This is a genomic window from Streptomyces sp. NRRL F-5727 (assembly GCF_000719555.1).
Lineage (GTDB): Bacteria > Actinomycetota > Actinomycetes > Streptomycetales > Streptomycetaceae > Streptomyces.
Window position 1 is genome coordinate 174,949 of sequence record NZ_JOGX01000004.1, and the last position, 13,961, is coordinate 188,909.

Here is a 13,961-nt window from a genome sequence, read left to right on the forward strand (position 1 = left end):
GCCGTCAGAGGGCGACCGCTCCCACGACGGCCGTCGCCGCCACGACGACGAATCCCAGCGTGTCGAAGACGATGCCCTGGCGCCAGGCGCGGTGCGCGCCCGCGATGTCCGCGGTGAAGTCGGCTGGATCGTCCGGTGCGTGATGGATCGTCAGCTCGCGCCCGTACGAGCGGGCCGGGTCGGGGATTCCCCACTCGCAGGCGGCGGTGACCGCCGTGCCGTCGTGGGTGGTGAAGGCGACGACCGGGACGATGGTCGTCAGGGTGTTGCCGTCCTCGTCGGTGCCGACGCTCTTGAGGACGGCGACGACGCGGCCGGGCACGGCGGTCATGGCGGCGAGCGTGTCGCGCCGGCGGCGGGTGTCCCGTACGTTCTCCGGCAGGTGGTGGACGAGGGAGAGGGCCCAGGGGCCGGCGAACCCGAGCAGCGCCCAGGGCCAGCCCCGCTCGATCGCCGCGACGGTGACCACTCCCGCGTACACCAGGAAGAGCGCGCAGTTCGGCAGGCCGAGGCCGCCGTGCGGGCGCTCGGACACGTCGTGGGTGAAGCGGTGGGCGTGCGGCTGTCCGCTGAGGTACCGGACGCCGATCGGGCGGCCGACCCACGCCGCCTTGACCCGCTCGCCCCGCTCGCCTGCCTCTCCGTCGTTCGTGACGGTGAACTCCGCGCCGGTGGAGGGGTCCTGGAAGGAGACGACCACGCGTATCCCGTCGGTCCGGGAGTCGCCGTGGCGTGGTGGCGTCACGTGCTCGATCCGGCCGACGGTCCTGACCGTGCGCTGGGCCTCGGTCGCTCCGGCCAGATAGCGGACGTACCCGACCAGCGCCACGCCGCCGAACCCCGCGCACCACAGCCCCAGATACCCGTACCAGCCCATGCGGCCCCCTCCCGTGTACGGGTGATTGTGCCGGGCGGGGGGTGGCGTCCGGCAGCCCTTCGCCGGCCGGGGCCGCGGTGCCGCGCGGCCCCGGTGTCGGGCGGGCCCTCGCGGCCCGGTGTCAGGCGTCCCGGACGTGGAGGCCGAAGCCGGTGCGGCCGGCGGGTTCCAGGCCCGGCTTCAGGTGGAGGGAGGGGATCTCGTAGTCGCCGAAGTTCTGGCGGCGGAAGGGGATCGGCTCGGTCGACTCCAGGGTCAGCAGGCGCTCCTGCCACGCCTTGGCGGCGACCTCGTACTCCCCGGGGGTGATCCGGTCGCTGCCGTACACGACGAACGGCGGCAGGGGCTCGATGCCGGGGTAGTAGAGGATCCCGTGCTGGATGGGGAAGAGCAGGTCGTCGATGGGGCCGTTGATGCCCCGGGCGGCGTAGTGGGACCCGGGGCCGCCGACGGTCACCGACAGCAGGGCCCTGCGGCCCGCGAGGGTGCCCTCGCCGAAGCGCTCGCCGTACTTCGTCTCGCTGTGCTCCCCGACGCCGTAGGCGAAGCGGTAGGTGAAGACCCGGTCGACCCAGCCCTTGAGGATCGCGGGCATCGTGTACCACCACAGCGGGAACTGGAAGACGATCGTGTCGGCCCAGAGGAGCTTCTCCTGCTCGGCGAGGACGTCCGGGGTGAGCCGGCCGGAGTCGAAGGCCCGGCCCGAGTCCTGGGCGACCTTCAGCGGGCTCGACGCGTCGGGGCCGTAGTCCTCGGCGTCCACGGTCGCCTTCCACTTCATCGCGTACAGGTCGGTCACCCGGACCTCGTGCCCGGCGGCCTCCAGGGTGGCGACGGCGAGGTCCTTCAGCGAGCCGTTGAGCGACCGCGGTTCCGGGTGGGCGTAGACGATCAGCGTCTTCATGGGGTGCTCCTTCGGATCGGATGCCGCCGAGTCTGGCCGCGGCTGCGGCCGGTGTTCAGGGGCGCCCGTTCCGTCGGAACGGTCTTCCTGGTAACGGCGGTACCACCCTGGGAACGGCGGTCGGGCCGATACTGGAGGGCATGGACGATCTCGCGGGCTTCCTGCGGACCCGGCGTTCCCGGGTCGATCCGGCGGCCGTCGGCATTCCCACCGACAGCCGCAGAAGGGTGGCGGGGCTGCGCCGCGAAGAGGTGGCACACCTCTCGGGCGTCAGCGTCGACTACTACGTGCGCCTGGAGCAGGGGCGCGCCACGCAGCCCTCGGAGCAGGTCCTGGACGCCCTCGCCCGGGTCCTCGGTCTCGACGAGACCGAGCGGGGTCACCTGTACCGGCTGGCGCGGCAGCGCCGGCGGCGGGCGAAGGCGCCGGGCGGGCGGGTCCGGCCGGAGCTGCTGCGGGTGCTGGACCTGGTGCAGGGCACTCCGGCGCTGATCATGGACCACCGGCTGGACGTGCTGGCCGCCAACCGCATGGCCGGCCTCCTCTACGGGCGGCCGACGGCGGGCCTGAACACGGCCCGGCACCTGTTCCTGGAGGAGGACGAGCGGGGCCTGTACGCGGACTGGGAGACGTGCACCCTCGACGTGGTCGGGCACCTGCGGCTGGCCGCCGGGAAGTACCCGGACGACCCGCGGCTCGCCACGCTCGTCGGCGAACTGGCCATGGGCAGCGAGCGCTTCCGCCGCCTGTGGGCCCGCGCGGACGTCCGCGCGCGGACGCACGGGCGCAAGGCGTACCGGCATCCGCTCGTCGGGCTGCTCGAACTGCACCAGGAGAACTTCGCGCTGCCGGACGGTTCGGGCAGGGAGCTGCTGGTGCTGTCCGCCGCGCCCGGCAGCCCCGCCGAGGACGGGCTGCGCCTGCTCGCGGGCCTGGACGACCCTGCCGGGCCCGGCGACGGGGACGGGGGCGTGGGAGGCTCGGCGCACACGGCGCACTCGACGCACGAGTCGCGGCACGGTGGGGGGATGTCATGAGGCGTGCGGGGTACGGAGCGGTGGCCGCGGTCGCCGCCGTCGTGTGGGGTGTCGGCGGGGGCGGCCCCGTCGTGGCCGCGGACGGTGTGTCGCCCGCCGCGTCGGCCATGACGCTTGAATGGCCGGACTTCCCCCGGGCCGCCTCCCTCGCCGGCCGGGCCCCCGACCACCCGCTCGGCGAGAACGCGCCCGGAGCGGCCTTCGCGGTGAACGCCTGACGGAGGCGGGTGCTGGTCTACCGTGGGAGCGGACGCCTCGTCAGGAGGCGCCGCCCGCACGGAAGGAGAGCGCGCGCGTGCTACCCCGCCCCGCCGAACCCGGCATCCCCCGTACCGCCGACGCGATCGCGGCCGCGCTCGCGCCGGCCCGCAAGGGCGCGTTCCTGGAGGAGCTGGACGCGGCGCGGGCCGGGGACGAGCAGGCGGCGGTGATGGACCGCTGGCATCTGCGGGCCGTCGCCGACACCCGGCGCACCGACGCGGACCGCGCGCGGGCCGCGGCACTGCGGACCGGCGGGCGCGACGGGGTGCGCCCGCTCGACGCCCTGCTCGCCTCGCTCGGCGGGGCCCGGTGAGCCACGGGTTGACCGATCAGGCCGCCGCGGTCCTCTCGGCCATGTCCGCCCAGGCTCCCGAGGTGTTCGCCGCGACGGTCCGGACCCTGACCGCCGTCGCGGACGCGCACGAGCGCGGCACCGTACCGCCCGGGCGAGCCCCACCGACCGGTGGGGCGACGTGTACGACCTCGACGTCCCCGGCCATCCCGTGCTGGTCGAGTGGTTCACCGGCGACCCGGACGAGGTGACGGTCACCCGCATCACCTGGCTGAGGACGGGGGGTTAGGGGGCGGGTCGCGGGACGGACCAGCCGGCTACTCCTGCTCCAGCTTCGGGATGCAGGGGGACAGCAGGGGCTCCGTGTGGTGGGTCACCTCGCCCCGGGCGAGCCGGAGGACGCGGACCTCGTTCTCGTGCCCCGGGTCCTCGTCGTCGCGGATGTGGAGGAGGCCGTACGAGCCGGGGGCCACGGCGGCGACATGGGCGAAGAGGTCCGTGACGTCGGTGGAGCGGTGGTTGGCGTGGCCGCCGAGGTGGAGGAAGGGTTCGCCGTTCATCCACCTGAGGTCGAGCAGGTAGGGGCTCGCCGTCCCGGCGATGCGGAGGCGCAGGTCGTCGACGATCCGCCGCAGCCGTACGTCATCGTCGTCGCCGGCCGGCTTCTCGCGGATCGTGATCCATCCGTGGTATTCGAACACGCCGCCATGCTAGGGGGATCGGGCGTCCGTCGCCGCGTCCCGGCCGTCCGAGGAGGACGCCGCAGAGGACCAGGGCGAGGCCGCCCAGCTGGCGGAGGGTCAGGGCCTCGCCGGCGACCAGGACGCCGAGGAGGACGCCGGTCACCGGGTTGAGGAGGCCGAGGAGTCCCACGGTCGCGGCGGGCAGGTGGCGGAGGCCGGCGAACCAGACGGTGAAGGCCATGGCGGTGGCGACGAGGGAGACGTAGCCGAAGGCGAGGAGCGCGGAGGGGGACAGCGCGGGCGGTGCCCCTTCGACGGCCGCGGCGACCGGAAGCAGGAGGAGGCCGCCCGCGGTGAGCTGCCAGGCGGTCGAGGCGAGCACGTCGACGTCGGCGCTCCACCGCTTGGCGAGGATGTGGCCGAAGGCCGACACGAGCATGGCGGCGACGGAGGCGAGGACCCCGGGCCCGCTCACGCCGCCCTCCCCCGTGAGCAGCATGAGGGCGACGCCCGTGAGGCCGACGACGGCGCCGGCCAGATGCGCGAGGCCGGGGCGTTCGGCGACGAGGGCCCAGGCGATGAGCATCATCGCCAGCGGCGACACCGCCATGACCGTGGAGGCGACGCTCGTCGGGAGGAGCTGGGAGGCGGCGTACACGAGGACGAAGAACACGCTCACGTTGAGCAGCCCGAGCACCGAGGAGCGCCACCACCAGGCTCCGTGCGGGCGCTTCCTGGCCAGGGCCAGCAGGACGGCGCCGGCCGGGAGGGCGCGCAGGGCGGCTCCGTAGAGCGGGGCGTCCGGGGGCAGGAACGCGTGGGTGACGTAGTAGTTCGCTCCCCAGGCCACCGGCGCGACGGCGGTCAGCACGACCCAGCGATTAGCTTCCATGGAAGCCAATATATAACTTCCACGGAAGCTAAGATGCGGCCATGGACGATCAGCCCCCGCCGGACCGCGTGGCCCGCATCCAGGCCGACTGGCGCCGCGAGCGCCCCGACCTCGACGTCACCCCCCAGGGCGTCATCGGCCGACTGCACCGGCTCGCCGACCGCCTCACCGGGGAGCTGCGCCTCGTCTACGACCGGTACGGGCTCGGCGAGGGCGAGTTCGACGTCCTGTGCGCCCTGCGCCGGGCGGGCGCGCCCTTCGAGCGGGCCCCGGGCGAACTCGCCGCGCACACCATGGTCACCACGGGCGCGATGACCAAGCGCATCGACCGCCTGGAGCGGGCGGGACTGGTCACCCGCCGCCGCTCGGACGACGACCAGCGCGGCCGTATCGTCGCCCTCACCGAGCCCGGACGCGAGCTGATCGACCGCGCCTTCACCGACCACATGCGGAACGAACGCCGGCTCCTCGACCTGCTGACGCCCGCCGAGGCGGAGTCCCTGGAGGTGCTCCTGACCGGCTGGCTGGGCCGCCTGGAACCGCCGGCCGGAGCCGGGCCGACGGGCCCGGGCGCGCCGACGGGAGAGTGACGACGGCCGGGTGACGGCGGCACTCTCCTTTGCCGGTTCGGCAACAGGACTGGCCCGGTCGGAAGGGGGTGGGCGACCGTGGGGGCATGGCCGACGACATCACCGCAGACGTGCTCTCCTCCGACAGTCCCTCGTTCGCCGACGGCTACGTGGGCGACCCCGCCGTGCGCGACGAGTGGGACAACCGCTACTCCGAGCGGCAGCGGCTCTGGAGCGGGCAGCCCAACGGGGCGCTCGTGGCGGAGGTGCGCGACCTCGCCCCCGGACGGGTCCTCGACGTCGGCTGCGGCGAGGGCGCGGACGCCATCTGGCTCGCCCGGGCCGGCTGGGACGTGACCGCCCTGGAGGTGTCGGGCGTGGCGCTGGCCCGGGCGGCGTCCCACGCGCGGGACGCCGGGGTGGACGTGCGCTGGGTCCACGCGGGGCTGACCGAGGCGGCGCTCCCGCCGGGCTCCTTCGACCTGGTCTCGGCGCAGTACCCGGCGCTCCTGCGCACCCCCGGGGCCACCGCCGAGCGGACGCTGCTGGCGGCCGTCGCCCCCGGCGGCGTCCTGCTGCTCGTCCACCACGCCGGCATGGAGGAGCACCGTGACGCCCAGGAGAGCGGCTTCGACCCGGCCGACTACGTCTGGCCGTCGATGGTCGCCGCGCTGTTCGACGACGGCTGGCGGGTCGAGGTGGACGAGGAACGGCCCCGGGTGATCCCCGAGGGCGGCGCGGGGGCGCACCACACCCACGACGTCGTCCTGCGGGCCCGCCGACTGCGCTGACCCGGAGCCCCCACGAGGGACGCCGCATATCGTCCGCGTATCGAAAAGCGCATACGCCGTCGCAACCGCCCTCCATGTGCAATGGCCCCATGCTCGACGACACGGCTCTGCAGACACCGCCCCGCCGCACGCGCGGGTACCTTCCCGCCGGCCTGGCGGTCCTCGCCCTGGCGAGCGTCCTGTTCGTGATGCGGGGGCCGCTCATGATGTCCGCCCCGACGTGCCGGGCCGGGCTGTGGGAGCGGTGCCTCGGCACGTTCAACGGGGTCGTCCTCATGACGGTGGTCGCGCTGCCGCTGGCGCTGTCGGCGGCGTGGGGCCTGGCGCGGCTACGGCGGCGTTCCGCGGGCGCCGCGGCGTGGCGGTGGTCGCTGGCCGAGGTGGGCATGGTGTACGGGACGCTGCCGTTCCTGTGGATGACGCTGATGCCGGGCGGCGAGGACCAGCCGCCGCGGGTGAGCCTCGTACCGCTGCGGGACCTGGTCACGATGGGGCCGCTCGGCATCGGCGGCAACCTGCTGGTCTTCGCGTCGCTCGGCTTCTTCGCGCCGATCCGGTTCGCGGCGCTCGCGACCGTCCCGCGCGTCCTCGCCCTGGGGGCGGGCTGCTCGCTCCTGGTCGAGACCGCGCAGTACGTGCTCCGCCTGGACCGGGTGTCGTCCGTGGACGACGTCCTGGTCAACGCCGCCGGCGCGGTCCTCGCCGGGCTCGCCTCGCGCCACTGGTGGCGCGGCGCGCATACGTCGGCGACACGTCGCACTGCCTAGGCTTCGCCCATGCGCGTACTGATCGTGGAGGACGAGCCGTATCTGGCCGAGGCCGTCCGTGACGGGCTCCGGCTGGAGGCGATCGCCGCCGACATCGCCGGCGACGGCGACACCGCCCTGGAGCTGCTCGCCGTCCACTCCTACGACCTGGCGGTGCTCGACCGCGACATCCCCGGCCCGTCCGGCGACGAGGTCGCCCGCCGGATCGTCGCGTCCGGCAGCGGCATCCCGATCCTGATGCTCACCGCCGCCGACCGGATCGACGACAAGGAGTCCGGTTTCGCGCTCGGAGCCGACGACTACCTCACCAAGCCGTTCGAGCTGCGGGAGCTGGTCCTGCGGCTGCGGGCACTCGACCGCAGGCGGGCGTACGCGCGGCCCCCGGTCCGCGAGCTCGCGGGGCTGCGCGTCGACCCGTTCCGGCGGGAGGTCTTCCGCGACGGGCGGTACGTCGCGCTCACCCGGAAGCAGTTCGCGGTGCTCGACGTCCTCGTCGCCGCCGAGGGCGGGGTCGTGAGCACCGAGGAGCTGCTGGCCCGGGCCTGGGACGAGAACGCCGACCCGTTCACCAACGCCGTCCGCATCACCGTCTCGGCGCTGCGCAAGCGGCTCGGCGAACCGTGGATCATCGCCACGGTGCCGGGCGTCGGCTACCGCATCGACACCGGCACCGGGGCCGGATCCGACACCGGGCCGGGGGCCGGATCCGACACCGGGCCGGGGGCCGGATCCGACACCGGGCCGGGCACCGGGCCCGGCACCGGGTCCGGCTCCGGCTCCGGCGCGCCGAGCCCCGGGCGTCCCCGTGGCTAGGCGCCGCGGGCTGAGCGTCCGGCTGAAGCTCACCCTCAGCTACGCCGGGTTCCTGACCGTCGCCGGGGCCCTGCTGCTGGCCGTGGTGTGGGGGTTCCTGCTGCGGTACGTCCCCGACAACGACCAGGGGCTCCTCGGCGTCTCGCCCAACCGCTACCTCCTCGTGCGCACCTTCTTCCCCGCCGCGGCCGTGGCGATGGGCTTCCTGCTCGTCTTCGGCCTCGTCGGGGGCTGGCTGCTCGCCGGCCGGATGCTCGCGCCGCTCACCCGGATCACGGCGGCGGCGCGGGCGGCCGGGAGCGGTTCGCTGTCCCACCGGATCCGGCTGGAGGGCCGCGAGGACGAGTTCCGCGAACTGGCCGACACGTTCGACACCATGCTGGACCGGCTGGAGGCGCAGGTCGCCGAGCAGCAGCGGTTCGCCGCCAACGCCTCCCACGAGCTGCGCACCCCGCTGGCCGTCTCGCGGGCGCTGCTCGACGTCGCCCGCGAGGACCCCACGCGGGACCGCGACGAACTCGTCGCCCGCCTGACCGCCGTCAACACGCGGGCGATCGACCTGACCGAGGCCCTGCTGCTGCTCAGCCGCAGCGACCGGGGGCTGGTCTCGCGTGAGCCCGTCGATCTCTCGCTGGTCGCCGAGGAGGCCGCCGAGACGCTGCTCCCCCTCGCGGAGCAGCGCGGGATCGCGCTGGACGTGACCGGCGGCGCGGCCTGGACGAGCGGCTCGCCGGAGCTACTGCTGCGGATGGTGACGAACCTCGTCCAGAACGCCGTCGTCCACAACCTGCCCGCGGGCGGGACCGTGACGGTGCACACCGAGGCGCGGCGCGACGGGAGCGTGGTGCGGGTCGAGAACACGGGCCAGCCGCTCCCGCCGGACCTGGTGCCGACCCTCACCGAACCCTTCCGGCGCGGCACGGAGCGCGTCCGCACCGACGAGCACGCGGGCGTGGGCTTGGGACTCGCCCTCGTGCAGAGCATCGTCCGCGCGCACGGCGGCACGCTGACCCTGGTCCCCCGGGCCGCCGGCGGTCTGCTCGTCACGGTCCTGCTGCCCGGCACGCCGGAGGGCTCCCTCCCCGGTCGGTGACCTCGGGAGCGTCAGTAGCCCAGGCCGATGGTGTGGCGGACGGAGCCTGGCTCGGCCAGCGCGGCGAGGATCGCGCGGGCGAGGTCGGCGCGGGCGAGGGTGATGCCGCCGCGCACGTTGCGGTCGGTCGCGGTGCGGTAGGGGCGGGGGGCGCCGTCGGTGAGGCGCGGCGGCCGCATGATCGTCCAGTCGAGTCCGCTGTCCCGGACGATCCGGTCGGTGCGGGCGAAGTCCGCGAAGTTGCCCGCCAGGACGCGGCGCACGACGGGTTTGACGAGGGCCCGGGTGAAGGGCCCGTCGCCTTCGTCGACGACGTGGCCGCTCGCGGTGACGACGATCAGGCGGCGGGTGCCGGTGGTCCGCATCGCGGCGATGACCGAGCGGGCGCCGTCACTGCACACCGACGCCTCGGTCCTGGGGGCGGAGCCGAGGGCGGAGACGACGGCGTCCCGCCCGGCCACGGCCGCCGTCATCGCCTCGGGATCCATGACGTCCGCGGTGAGGACGTCGAGCCGTGGTGCGTCCGCGCCCTGCCGGAGCCGCAGGCGGGACGGGTCGCGGACGACCGCGGTGACGTGGTGTCCGGCGTCCAGGGCCTGCTCCACGAGCTGCCTGCCCGTGCCGCCCGTGGCGCCGAGAACGGTGATGCGCATGACGAGTCTCCTCCCCCAGAGGGTTAGTGAACACTAGCCCCCAGCCTGCGCTAGTGTTCACTAACCCGTCAAGGGGAACGGCGAGGGCGGGCGGCGACGGCCGGACCGAGAGCGAGAGGACGGCGATGGGCAGCACACGGGAGCGGATCCTCGACGCGGCCGCGGACATCCTGCGGACCCGGGGCGTCGTGCACGCCACGACGAAGGTGATCGCGCAGGCGACGGGCGTGTCGGAGCCGACGCTGTACAAGTACTTCGGCGACAAGGAGCGCCTGCTCCTCGCCGTCCTGGAGGAACGGGTGCCGGGCCCGTCCCGCACACCGGTCCGCCCGGGCGAGGGCGACGTCGAGACCAACCTCACCGAACTCGCCCACGCCGCCCTGGACTTCTACCAGCAGTCGATCCCGATGCTGGGCGCGCTCCTCGCGGACCCCGAACGGATGGCGGCGCACCGGACCGCGATGAGCCGGCACGGCGGGGGCCCCGAGAGGCCGCTCGACGGCTTCGCCGCCTACCTGAAGGCCGAGCAGGACCTCGGGCGCGTCGCGGCGCAGGCGGACCCGCGCGCGTCCGCGGCCCTCCTCCTCGGGGCGTGTTTCCAGGAGGCGTTCCTGCGCTACTACGCCCACGGCCCCGCCGCCGAACCCGCCCCCCGCACCCGGGCTCAGGCGCTCGCCCGGGCGGTGGTCGCCCCGCTGCTGTGACCGACGGGGCACGGCTGGCCGCGATCGGGACGCCCCCGTACGATCGGCCGATGATCGCTTCCGTCGTCCTCCACGCCGACCCGACTCCGCACGCTCCAGGGCTCGTTCTCCGCCCCTGGTGCGCGGACGACGTCACCGCGCTGGCCGGGATGTCCCACGATCCCGCCCTCCGCCGCTGGGCGAACCTGCCGGCGGAGGGCGAGGCGCCGCGCTGGGTACGGGACCAGGAGCGGGACTGGGCGGCGGGCGCCCGGTTCGGCTTCGCCGTCCTGGAGGCACCCCTCGACGCCGCCGCGCGTCTGGTGGGCGGCGTGGTCCTCAAGGAGGTCGCCCCCGGCGAGCCCACCGCCGAGGTCGGCTACTGGACGGCGCCGGGCGCCCGCGGTCGCGGGGTGGCACCCCGCGCCCTGGACGCCGTCACCGCCTGGGCCTTCGCCACCTTCCGGGCCGGCGGCCTGGAGCGGCTCCACCTGCTCCACCAGGTGGACAACGCGGCCTCCTGCCGGGTCGCGGCCAAGAGCGGTTACGCCTTCGACCGCGTCCTGCCGGCCTTCCCTCCCGCCTTCCCGCTCGACGGCCACCTTCACATCCGCCGCACGCGCTGAACGACTCCTCGGTGGTGCGGCGGTGATCGTCCCCGGGTCCGCGGGCGGTCGGGTGGGTCAGCGCGCCGGCCGGGCGGCCCGGAGCCAGTCGCGCGCGGCGGCGAGGGTCACCTCGATGTCGTCGCTCCACGAGCAGACCTCGAGCCACGACAGGCATCCGCCCCGCGTGAAGACCAGGACCTCCCCGGGGCACTCGCCGGTCTCGCGGTGTCGAGTTCGAAGGAGGCGGTACCGCAGCCGCAGCCGCAGCGGCCCGTCACCCGGAGGTACGGCACCTGCCGGAGCAGTGCGGCGTGCACGGGGTCGGCGACGTCGGCGGGCGGGGCGTCGGGCATCCGGTCACCGTATCCGGGCGGCCGGCCGATGCCGCCGCCACCCTCTCGGACGACGCCTCCTCGGGCGACGCCCCCTCAGGCGACGCCTCTGATGCGCCGCACCAGCAGGGAGCCCACCAACCCCAGCGCGGCGGCCACCAGGTACAGCGACCGGTAGCCGCCGAGGTGGTTGACGAGCGGGGCGGCCAGGGCGGGGGCGGCCACCTGGGGCAGGGCGTTGGCGACGTTGACGATGCCGAGGTCCTTGCCGCGGTCGTGGGCCGTCGGCAGGACGTCCGTCATGAGGGCGAAGTCGACGGAGGTGAAGACGCCGAAGCCGACCCCGAGGAGGGCGGCGGCGACGAGCGCCCCGGGCCACGTCTGCCACCCCGCCAGCAGGCCGGTCGCCGCCGCCATCAGGACGCCCGACCACAGGACGAACGGCTTGCGCCGCCCGGTCCGGTCCGACCAGACGCCGCCGACGACGACGGTGGCGAGCAGGGTCACGCCGTTCACCGCCGTCAGGACCAGCACCCCGGTCTCCGGATCCGCGTGGTGCAGCCGGTCGCGCAGGTAGTAGAAGAGGTAAAGCAGGACCAGTGCGTTGCTCAGGTTGACGAGGAAGCGGGTCAGCCAGGCCCAGGCGAGATCGGGATGGGCGCGGGGGCTCAGCCGGAACCCGGCCGCGAACCGCCGCCAGGACCAGGCGGGCCGGTCTGCCGGGGCGAGCCGCAGGTCCGGATGGCGGAGCACGTACGGGGCGACGCCGATCAGCGTGAAGACGGCGCAGGCCGCATACCCGGCGCCGATCCCGCCGGCCGCCGTCGCGAACCCCGTACCGACGACCACCCCGAGGATCTGCGCCGCGCCCAGCCAGCCGCCGACGGCACCCCGCTGGGACCGCGGCACCCGGTCCGGCACGGCGGCGGTGACCGCGGCGAAGGCCGCGTTCAGCGTCAGCTGCACCAGACACCAGCCGGCGAACACCACCCACACCGCGTCCGCCGCCCCGAGCAGCAGCAGGGACAGCGCGCCGCCCGCCGACCCCGCCACGATCCACGGCGTCCGCCGCCCGAACCGCGACACGGTACGGTCCGACAGGGCGCCGAACAGCGGGTTGGCGGCCAGCGACACCACCGCCCCGACGCCCGTCACCCAGGCCAGCAGCGACTCCTTCGACAGCCCGGCGCCGGGCGCGAACCGCTCGGCCTGCTGCGCGAGCAGGATCTGCAGCGGCCCGTACCAGCCCACCCAGATCGCGCCGTTGGCCAGCGACAGCGCGGCCGTCCAGCCGCGCCCGACCCGTCCGGCCGGCTCCTCCAGGGCGAGGGCCGTCATGCCCGCTGGGCCCGCAGCGCGTCCCGCAGCCAGCCGTACGACGCCTTCGGGGTGCGCACCTGCGTCGCGTAGTCGACGTGGACGAGCCCGAAGCGCTTCGTGTAGCCCTCGGCCCACTCGAAGTTGTCCATCAGCGACCACACGAAGTAGCCGCGGACGTCGACGCCCGCCTCCAACGCCCGGTGCAGCGCCCGCAGATGCCCGTCCAGGTAGGCGATCCGCTCCTGGTCGTCGAGTCCCTCGTACGCGCAGCCGTTCTCGGTGATCACGACGGGCGGCAGCCGGTCGCCGTACCGGTCACGGAGCGAGGTGAGCAGTTCGGTGAGCGCGTCGGGCACCACCGGCCAGCCGAAGTCCGTCAGCGGATAGCCCTCGATCTGCCGCAGGGAGAAGGGGAGTTCGGAGGGGAGGGTGACGCCGGAGAACTCGACGTCCTCGGCGCGCGGCGCGCCCGCCTTCGTCGGCTGGTAGTAGTTGATCCCGTACCAGTCGAGCGTCCCCTCGGAGATCACCTTCAGGTCCGCCTCGACGTCGCCGCCCGGCATGAGGTCGCCGAATCCGTCCGGGTAGCGGCCCAGCAGCAGCGGGTCGGAGAACAGCCGGTTGAGGATGACGTCGTACAGGTCGGCGGCCTCGGCGTCGGCCGGTTCGGCGGACGCGGGCCAGGTCGGGCCGTGGGAGTTGGCGATGCCGATGTCCGTGGCGCCCGCCGCGCGCAGGGCGCCCGCGGCGAGGCCGTGCGCGAGCAGCTGGTGGTGGGCCACCGGCAGGGCGTCGAAGAGCAGCTTCCTGCCGGGGGCGTGCTCGCCGAGCGCATGCCCCAGGAGGGTGTGCTCGGCGGGCTCGTTGAGGGTGATCCACTTCGTCACGCGGTCACCCAGCCGCTCCGCGACGGTCGCCGTGTACGCGGCGAAGCGGGACGCCGTGTCCCGCTCCAGCCAGCCGCCCGCCTCCTCGACCTCCAGGGGCAGGTCCCAGTGGAAGAGCGTCGGCACCGGCCGCACCCCCTGCGCGCACAGCTCGTCGACCAGCCGGTCGTAGAAGTCGAGCCCACCGGGCGCGAGCACCCGCGGCCAGGAGACCGAGAAGCGGTACGCGTCCGCCCCGAGGTCCCGGACGAGCGCCACGTCCTCCCGGTACCGGGCCACGTGGTCACAGGCCACGTCCGCCGTCGACCCGTCCCTGATCCGCCCCGGCTCCGCGCTGAACGCGTCCCACACGGACGGCGCCCGGTCCCGGACGGCGCCCTCGATCTGGTGGGCGGCGGTCGACACCCCCCACAGGAATCCGGGCGGGAACTGCGGCAGGGGGTCCAGGGAAGAGGCCATGGCCGCGATCATCGGTACCGGCCAGTAGTAAGTCAACACC

General features: G+C 74.6%; 16 protein-coding genes. 9 read left to right on the top strand and 7 right to left on the bottom strand.

Annotation, left to right across the window (positions count from 1 at the left end; genetic code table 11):
* Nucleotides 1-4: 4 nt before the first annotated feature.
* Nucleotides 5-877: a membrane protein gene (locus IF73_RS0104545; RefSeq protein WP_031003637.1), complete on the bottom strand. Its 873-nt coding sequence runs from the start codon at nt 875-877 to the stop codon at nt 5-7.
* 121 nt (nt 878-998) lie between these two features.
* A complete protein-coding gene (locus IF73_RS0104550) occupies nt 999-1,781 on the bottom strand; it encodes an NAD(P)H-dependent oxidoreductase (protein WP_031003639.1) in 783 nt (260 codons plus the stop codon).
* 140 nt (nt 1,782-1,921) lie between these two features.
* Between IF73_RS0104550 and IF73_RS0104555 the strand changes: the two genes are divergently transcribed.
* A complete protein-coding gene (locus IF73_RS0104555) occupies nt 1,922-2,818 on the top strand; it encodes a helix-turn-helix transcriptional regulator (RefSeq protein ID WP_199806612.1) in 897 nt (298 codons plus the stop codon).
* Nucleotides 2,819-3,113: 295 nt separating this feature from the next.
* Nucleotides 3,114-3,392: a hypothetical protein gene (locus tag IF73_RS0104565; protein ID WP_031003645.1), complete on the top strand. Its 279-nt coding sequence runs from the start codon at nt 3,114-3,116 to the stop codon at nt 3,390-3,392.
* 296 nt (nt 3,393-3,688) lie between these two features.
* Here the strand turns inward: IF73_RS0104565 and IF73_RS0104575 are convergent, their stop codons facing one another.
* Together IF73_RS0104575 and IF73_RS0104580 are read right to left on the bottom strand one after the other, a co-directional pair.
* A complete protein-coding gene (locus IF73_RS0104575) occupies nt 3,689-4,072 on the bottom strand; it encodes an Imm7 family immunity protein (RefSeq protein ID WP_031003647.1) in 384 nt (127 codons plus the stop codon).
* Nucleotides 4,014-4,946 (bottom strand): DMT family transporter, encoded by a 933-nt coding sequence (locus IF73_RS0104580; protein WP_078867935.1) that lies wholly within the window; start codon nt 4,944-4,946, stop codon nt 4,014-4,016. Before IF73_RS0104580 ends, IF73_RS0104575 begins: the two co-directional genes overlap by 59 nt.
* 41 nt (nt 4,947-4,987) lie before the next feature.
* Here IF73_RS0104580 and IF73_RS0104585 point away from each other — a divergent pair, with 41 nt between their 5' ends.
* From IF73_RS0104585 to IF73_RS0104605, 5 genes are all read left to right on the top strand, one after another.
* Nucleotides 4,988-5,536 carry a MarR family winged helix-turn-helix transcriptional regulator gene (locus IF73_RS0104585; protein ID WP_037878236.1) on the top strand — a complete coding sequence of 183 codons (549 nt, stop codon included), beginning with the start codon at nt 4,988-4,990 and terminating at the stop codon, nt 5,534-5,536.
* 86 nt (nt 5,537-5,622) lie between these two features.
* Complete coding sequence (locus IF73_RS0104590) at nt 5,623-6,306, top strand: class I SAM-dependent methyltransferase (RefSeq protein ID WP_031003652.1); 684 nt, start codon at nt 5,623-5,625, stop codon at nt 6,304-6,306.
* Nucleotides 6,307-6,395: 89 nt separating this feature from the next.
* Complete coding sequence (locus IF73_RS0104595) at nt 6,396-7,073, top strand: VanZ family protein (protein WP_031003655.1); 678 nt, start codon at nt 6,396-6,398, stop codon at nt 7,071-7,073.
* Nucleotides 7,074-7,082: 9 nt separating this feature from the next.
* Nucleotides 7,083-7,886 carry a response regulator transcription factor gene (locus tag IF73_RS0104600; protein ID WP_037878238.1) on the top strand — a complete coding sequence of 268 codons (804 nt, stop codon included), beginning with the start codon at nt 7,083-7,085 and terminating at the stop codon, nt 7,884-7,886.
* Nucleotides 7,879-8,979: a sensor histidine kinase gene (locus IF73_RS0104605; RefSeq protein ID WP_037878240.1), complete on the top strand. Its 1,101-nt coding sequence runs from the start codon at nt 7,879-7,881 to the stop codon at nt 8,977-8,979. The genes IF73_RS0104600 and IF73_RS0104605 overlap by 8 nt, the downstream gene beginning before the upstream one ends.
* A gap of 11 nt (nt 8,980-8,990) precedes the next feature.
* Here IF73_RS0104605 and IF73_RS0104610 read toward each other — a convergent pair whose 3' ends face one another.
* Nucleotides 8,991-9,632, bottom strand: a complete 642-nt coding sequence (locus IF73_RS0104610) for an NAD(P)-dependent oxidoreductase (protein WP_031003659.1) — start codon at nt 9,630-9,632, stop codon at nt 8,991-8,993.
* Nucleotides 9,633-9,757: 125 nt separating this feature from the next.
* On the opposite strand from IF73_RS0104610, the gene IF73_RS0104615 reads away from it, so the two are divergent.
* Nucleotides 9,758-10,336, top strand: a complete 579-nt coding sequence (locus IF73_RS0104615; RefSeq protein WP_037878241.1) for a TetR/AcrR family transcriptional regulator — start codon at nt 9,758-9,760, stop codon at nt 10,334-10,336.
* Between the two features lie 50 nt (nt 10,337-10,386).
* Complete coding sequence (locus IF73_RS0104620) at nt 10,387-10,941, top strand: GNAT family N-acetyltransferase (protein WP_031003661.1); 555 nt, start codon at nt 10,387-10,389, stop codon at nt 10,939-10,941.
* A 410-nt stretch (nt 10,942-11,351) separates the two neighbouring features.
* On the opposite strand, the gene IF73_RS0104625 is transcribed toward IF73_RS0104620, so the two are convergent.
* Together IF73_RS0104625 and IF73_RS0104630 are read right to left on the bottom strand one after the other, a co-directional pair.
* Nucleotides 11,352-12,593 carry an MFS transporter gene (locus IF73_RS0104625; protein ID WP_031003662.1) on the bottom strand — a complete coding sequence of 414 codons (1,242 nt, stop codon included), beginning with the start codon at nt 12,591-12,593 and terminating at the stop codon, nt 11,352-11,354.
* Nucleotides 12,590-13,933: a GH1 family beta-glucosidase gene (locus IF73_RS0104630; RefSeq protein WP_031003663.1), complete on the bottom strand. Its 1,344-nt coding sequence runs from the start codon at nt 13,931-13,933 to the stop codon at nt 12,590-12,592. Before IF73_RS0104630 ends, IF73_RS0104625 begins: the two co-directional genes overlap by 4 nt.
* Nucleotides 13,934-13,961: the final 28 nt, after the last annotated feature.

Excerpts from the sequence above, each read along its gene's own strand:
- IF73_RS0104585 (WP_037878236.1), top strand. The coding sequence starts at position 4,988 with ATGGACGATCAGCCCCCGCCGGACCGCGTGGCCCGCATCCAGGCCGAC.
- IF73_RS0104595 (WP_031003655.1), top strand. The coding sequence starts at position 6,396 with ATGCTCGACGACACGGCTCTGCAGACACCGCCCCGCCGCACGCGCGGG.
- IF73_RS0104580 (WP_078867935.1), bottom strand. The coding sequence starts at position 4,946 with ATGGAAGCTAATCGCTGGGTCGTGCTGACCGCCGTCGCGCCGGTGGCC.
- IF73_RS0104545 (WP_031003637.1), bottom strand. The coding sequence starts at position 877 with ATGGGCTGGTACGGGTATCTGGGGCTGTGGTGCGCGGGGTTCGGCGGC.
- IF73_RS0104610 (WP_031003659.1), bottom strand. The coding sequence starts at position 9,632 with ATGCGCATCACCGTTCTCGGCGCCACGGGCGGCACGGGCAGGCAGCTC.
- IF73_RS0104590 (WP_031003652.1), top strand. The coding sequence starts at position 5,623 with ATGGCCGACGACATCACCGCAGACGTGCTCTCCTCCGACAGTCCCTCG.
- IF73_RS0104630 (WP_031003663.1), bottom strand. The coding sequence starts at position 13,933 with ATGATCGCGGCCATGGCCTCTTCCCTGGACCCCCTGCCGCAGTTCCCG.
- IF73_RS0104555 (WP_199806612.1), top strand. The coding sequence starts at position 1,922 with ATGGACGATCTCGCGGGCTTCCTGCGGACCCGGCGTTCCCGGGTCGAT.
- IF73_RS0104550 (WP_031003639.1), bottom strand. The coding sequence starts at position 1,781 with ATGAAGACGCTGATCGTCTACGCCCACCCGGAACCGCGGTCGCTCAAC.
- IF73_RS0104600 (WP_037878238.1), top strand. The coding sequence starts at position 7,083 with ATGCGCGTACTGATCGTGGAGGACGAGCCGTATCTGGCCGAGGCCGTC.
- IF73_RS0104625 (WP_031003662.1), bottom strand. The coding sequence starts at position 12,593 with ATGACGGCCCTCGCCCTGGAGGAGCCGGCCGGACGGGTCGGGCGCGGC.
- IF73_RS0104620 (WP_031003661.1), top strand. The coding sequence starts at position 10,387 with ATGATCGCTTCCGTCGTCCTCCACGCCGACCCGACTCCGCACGCTCCA.
- IF73_RS0104615 (WP_037878241.1), top strand. The coding sequence starts at position 9,758 with ATGGGCAGCACACGGGAGCGGATCCTCGACGCGGCCGCGGACATCCTG.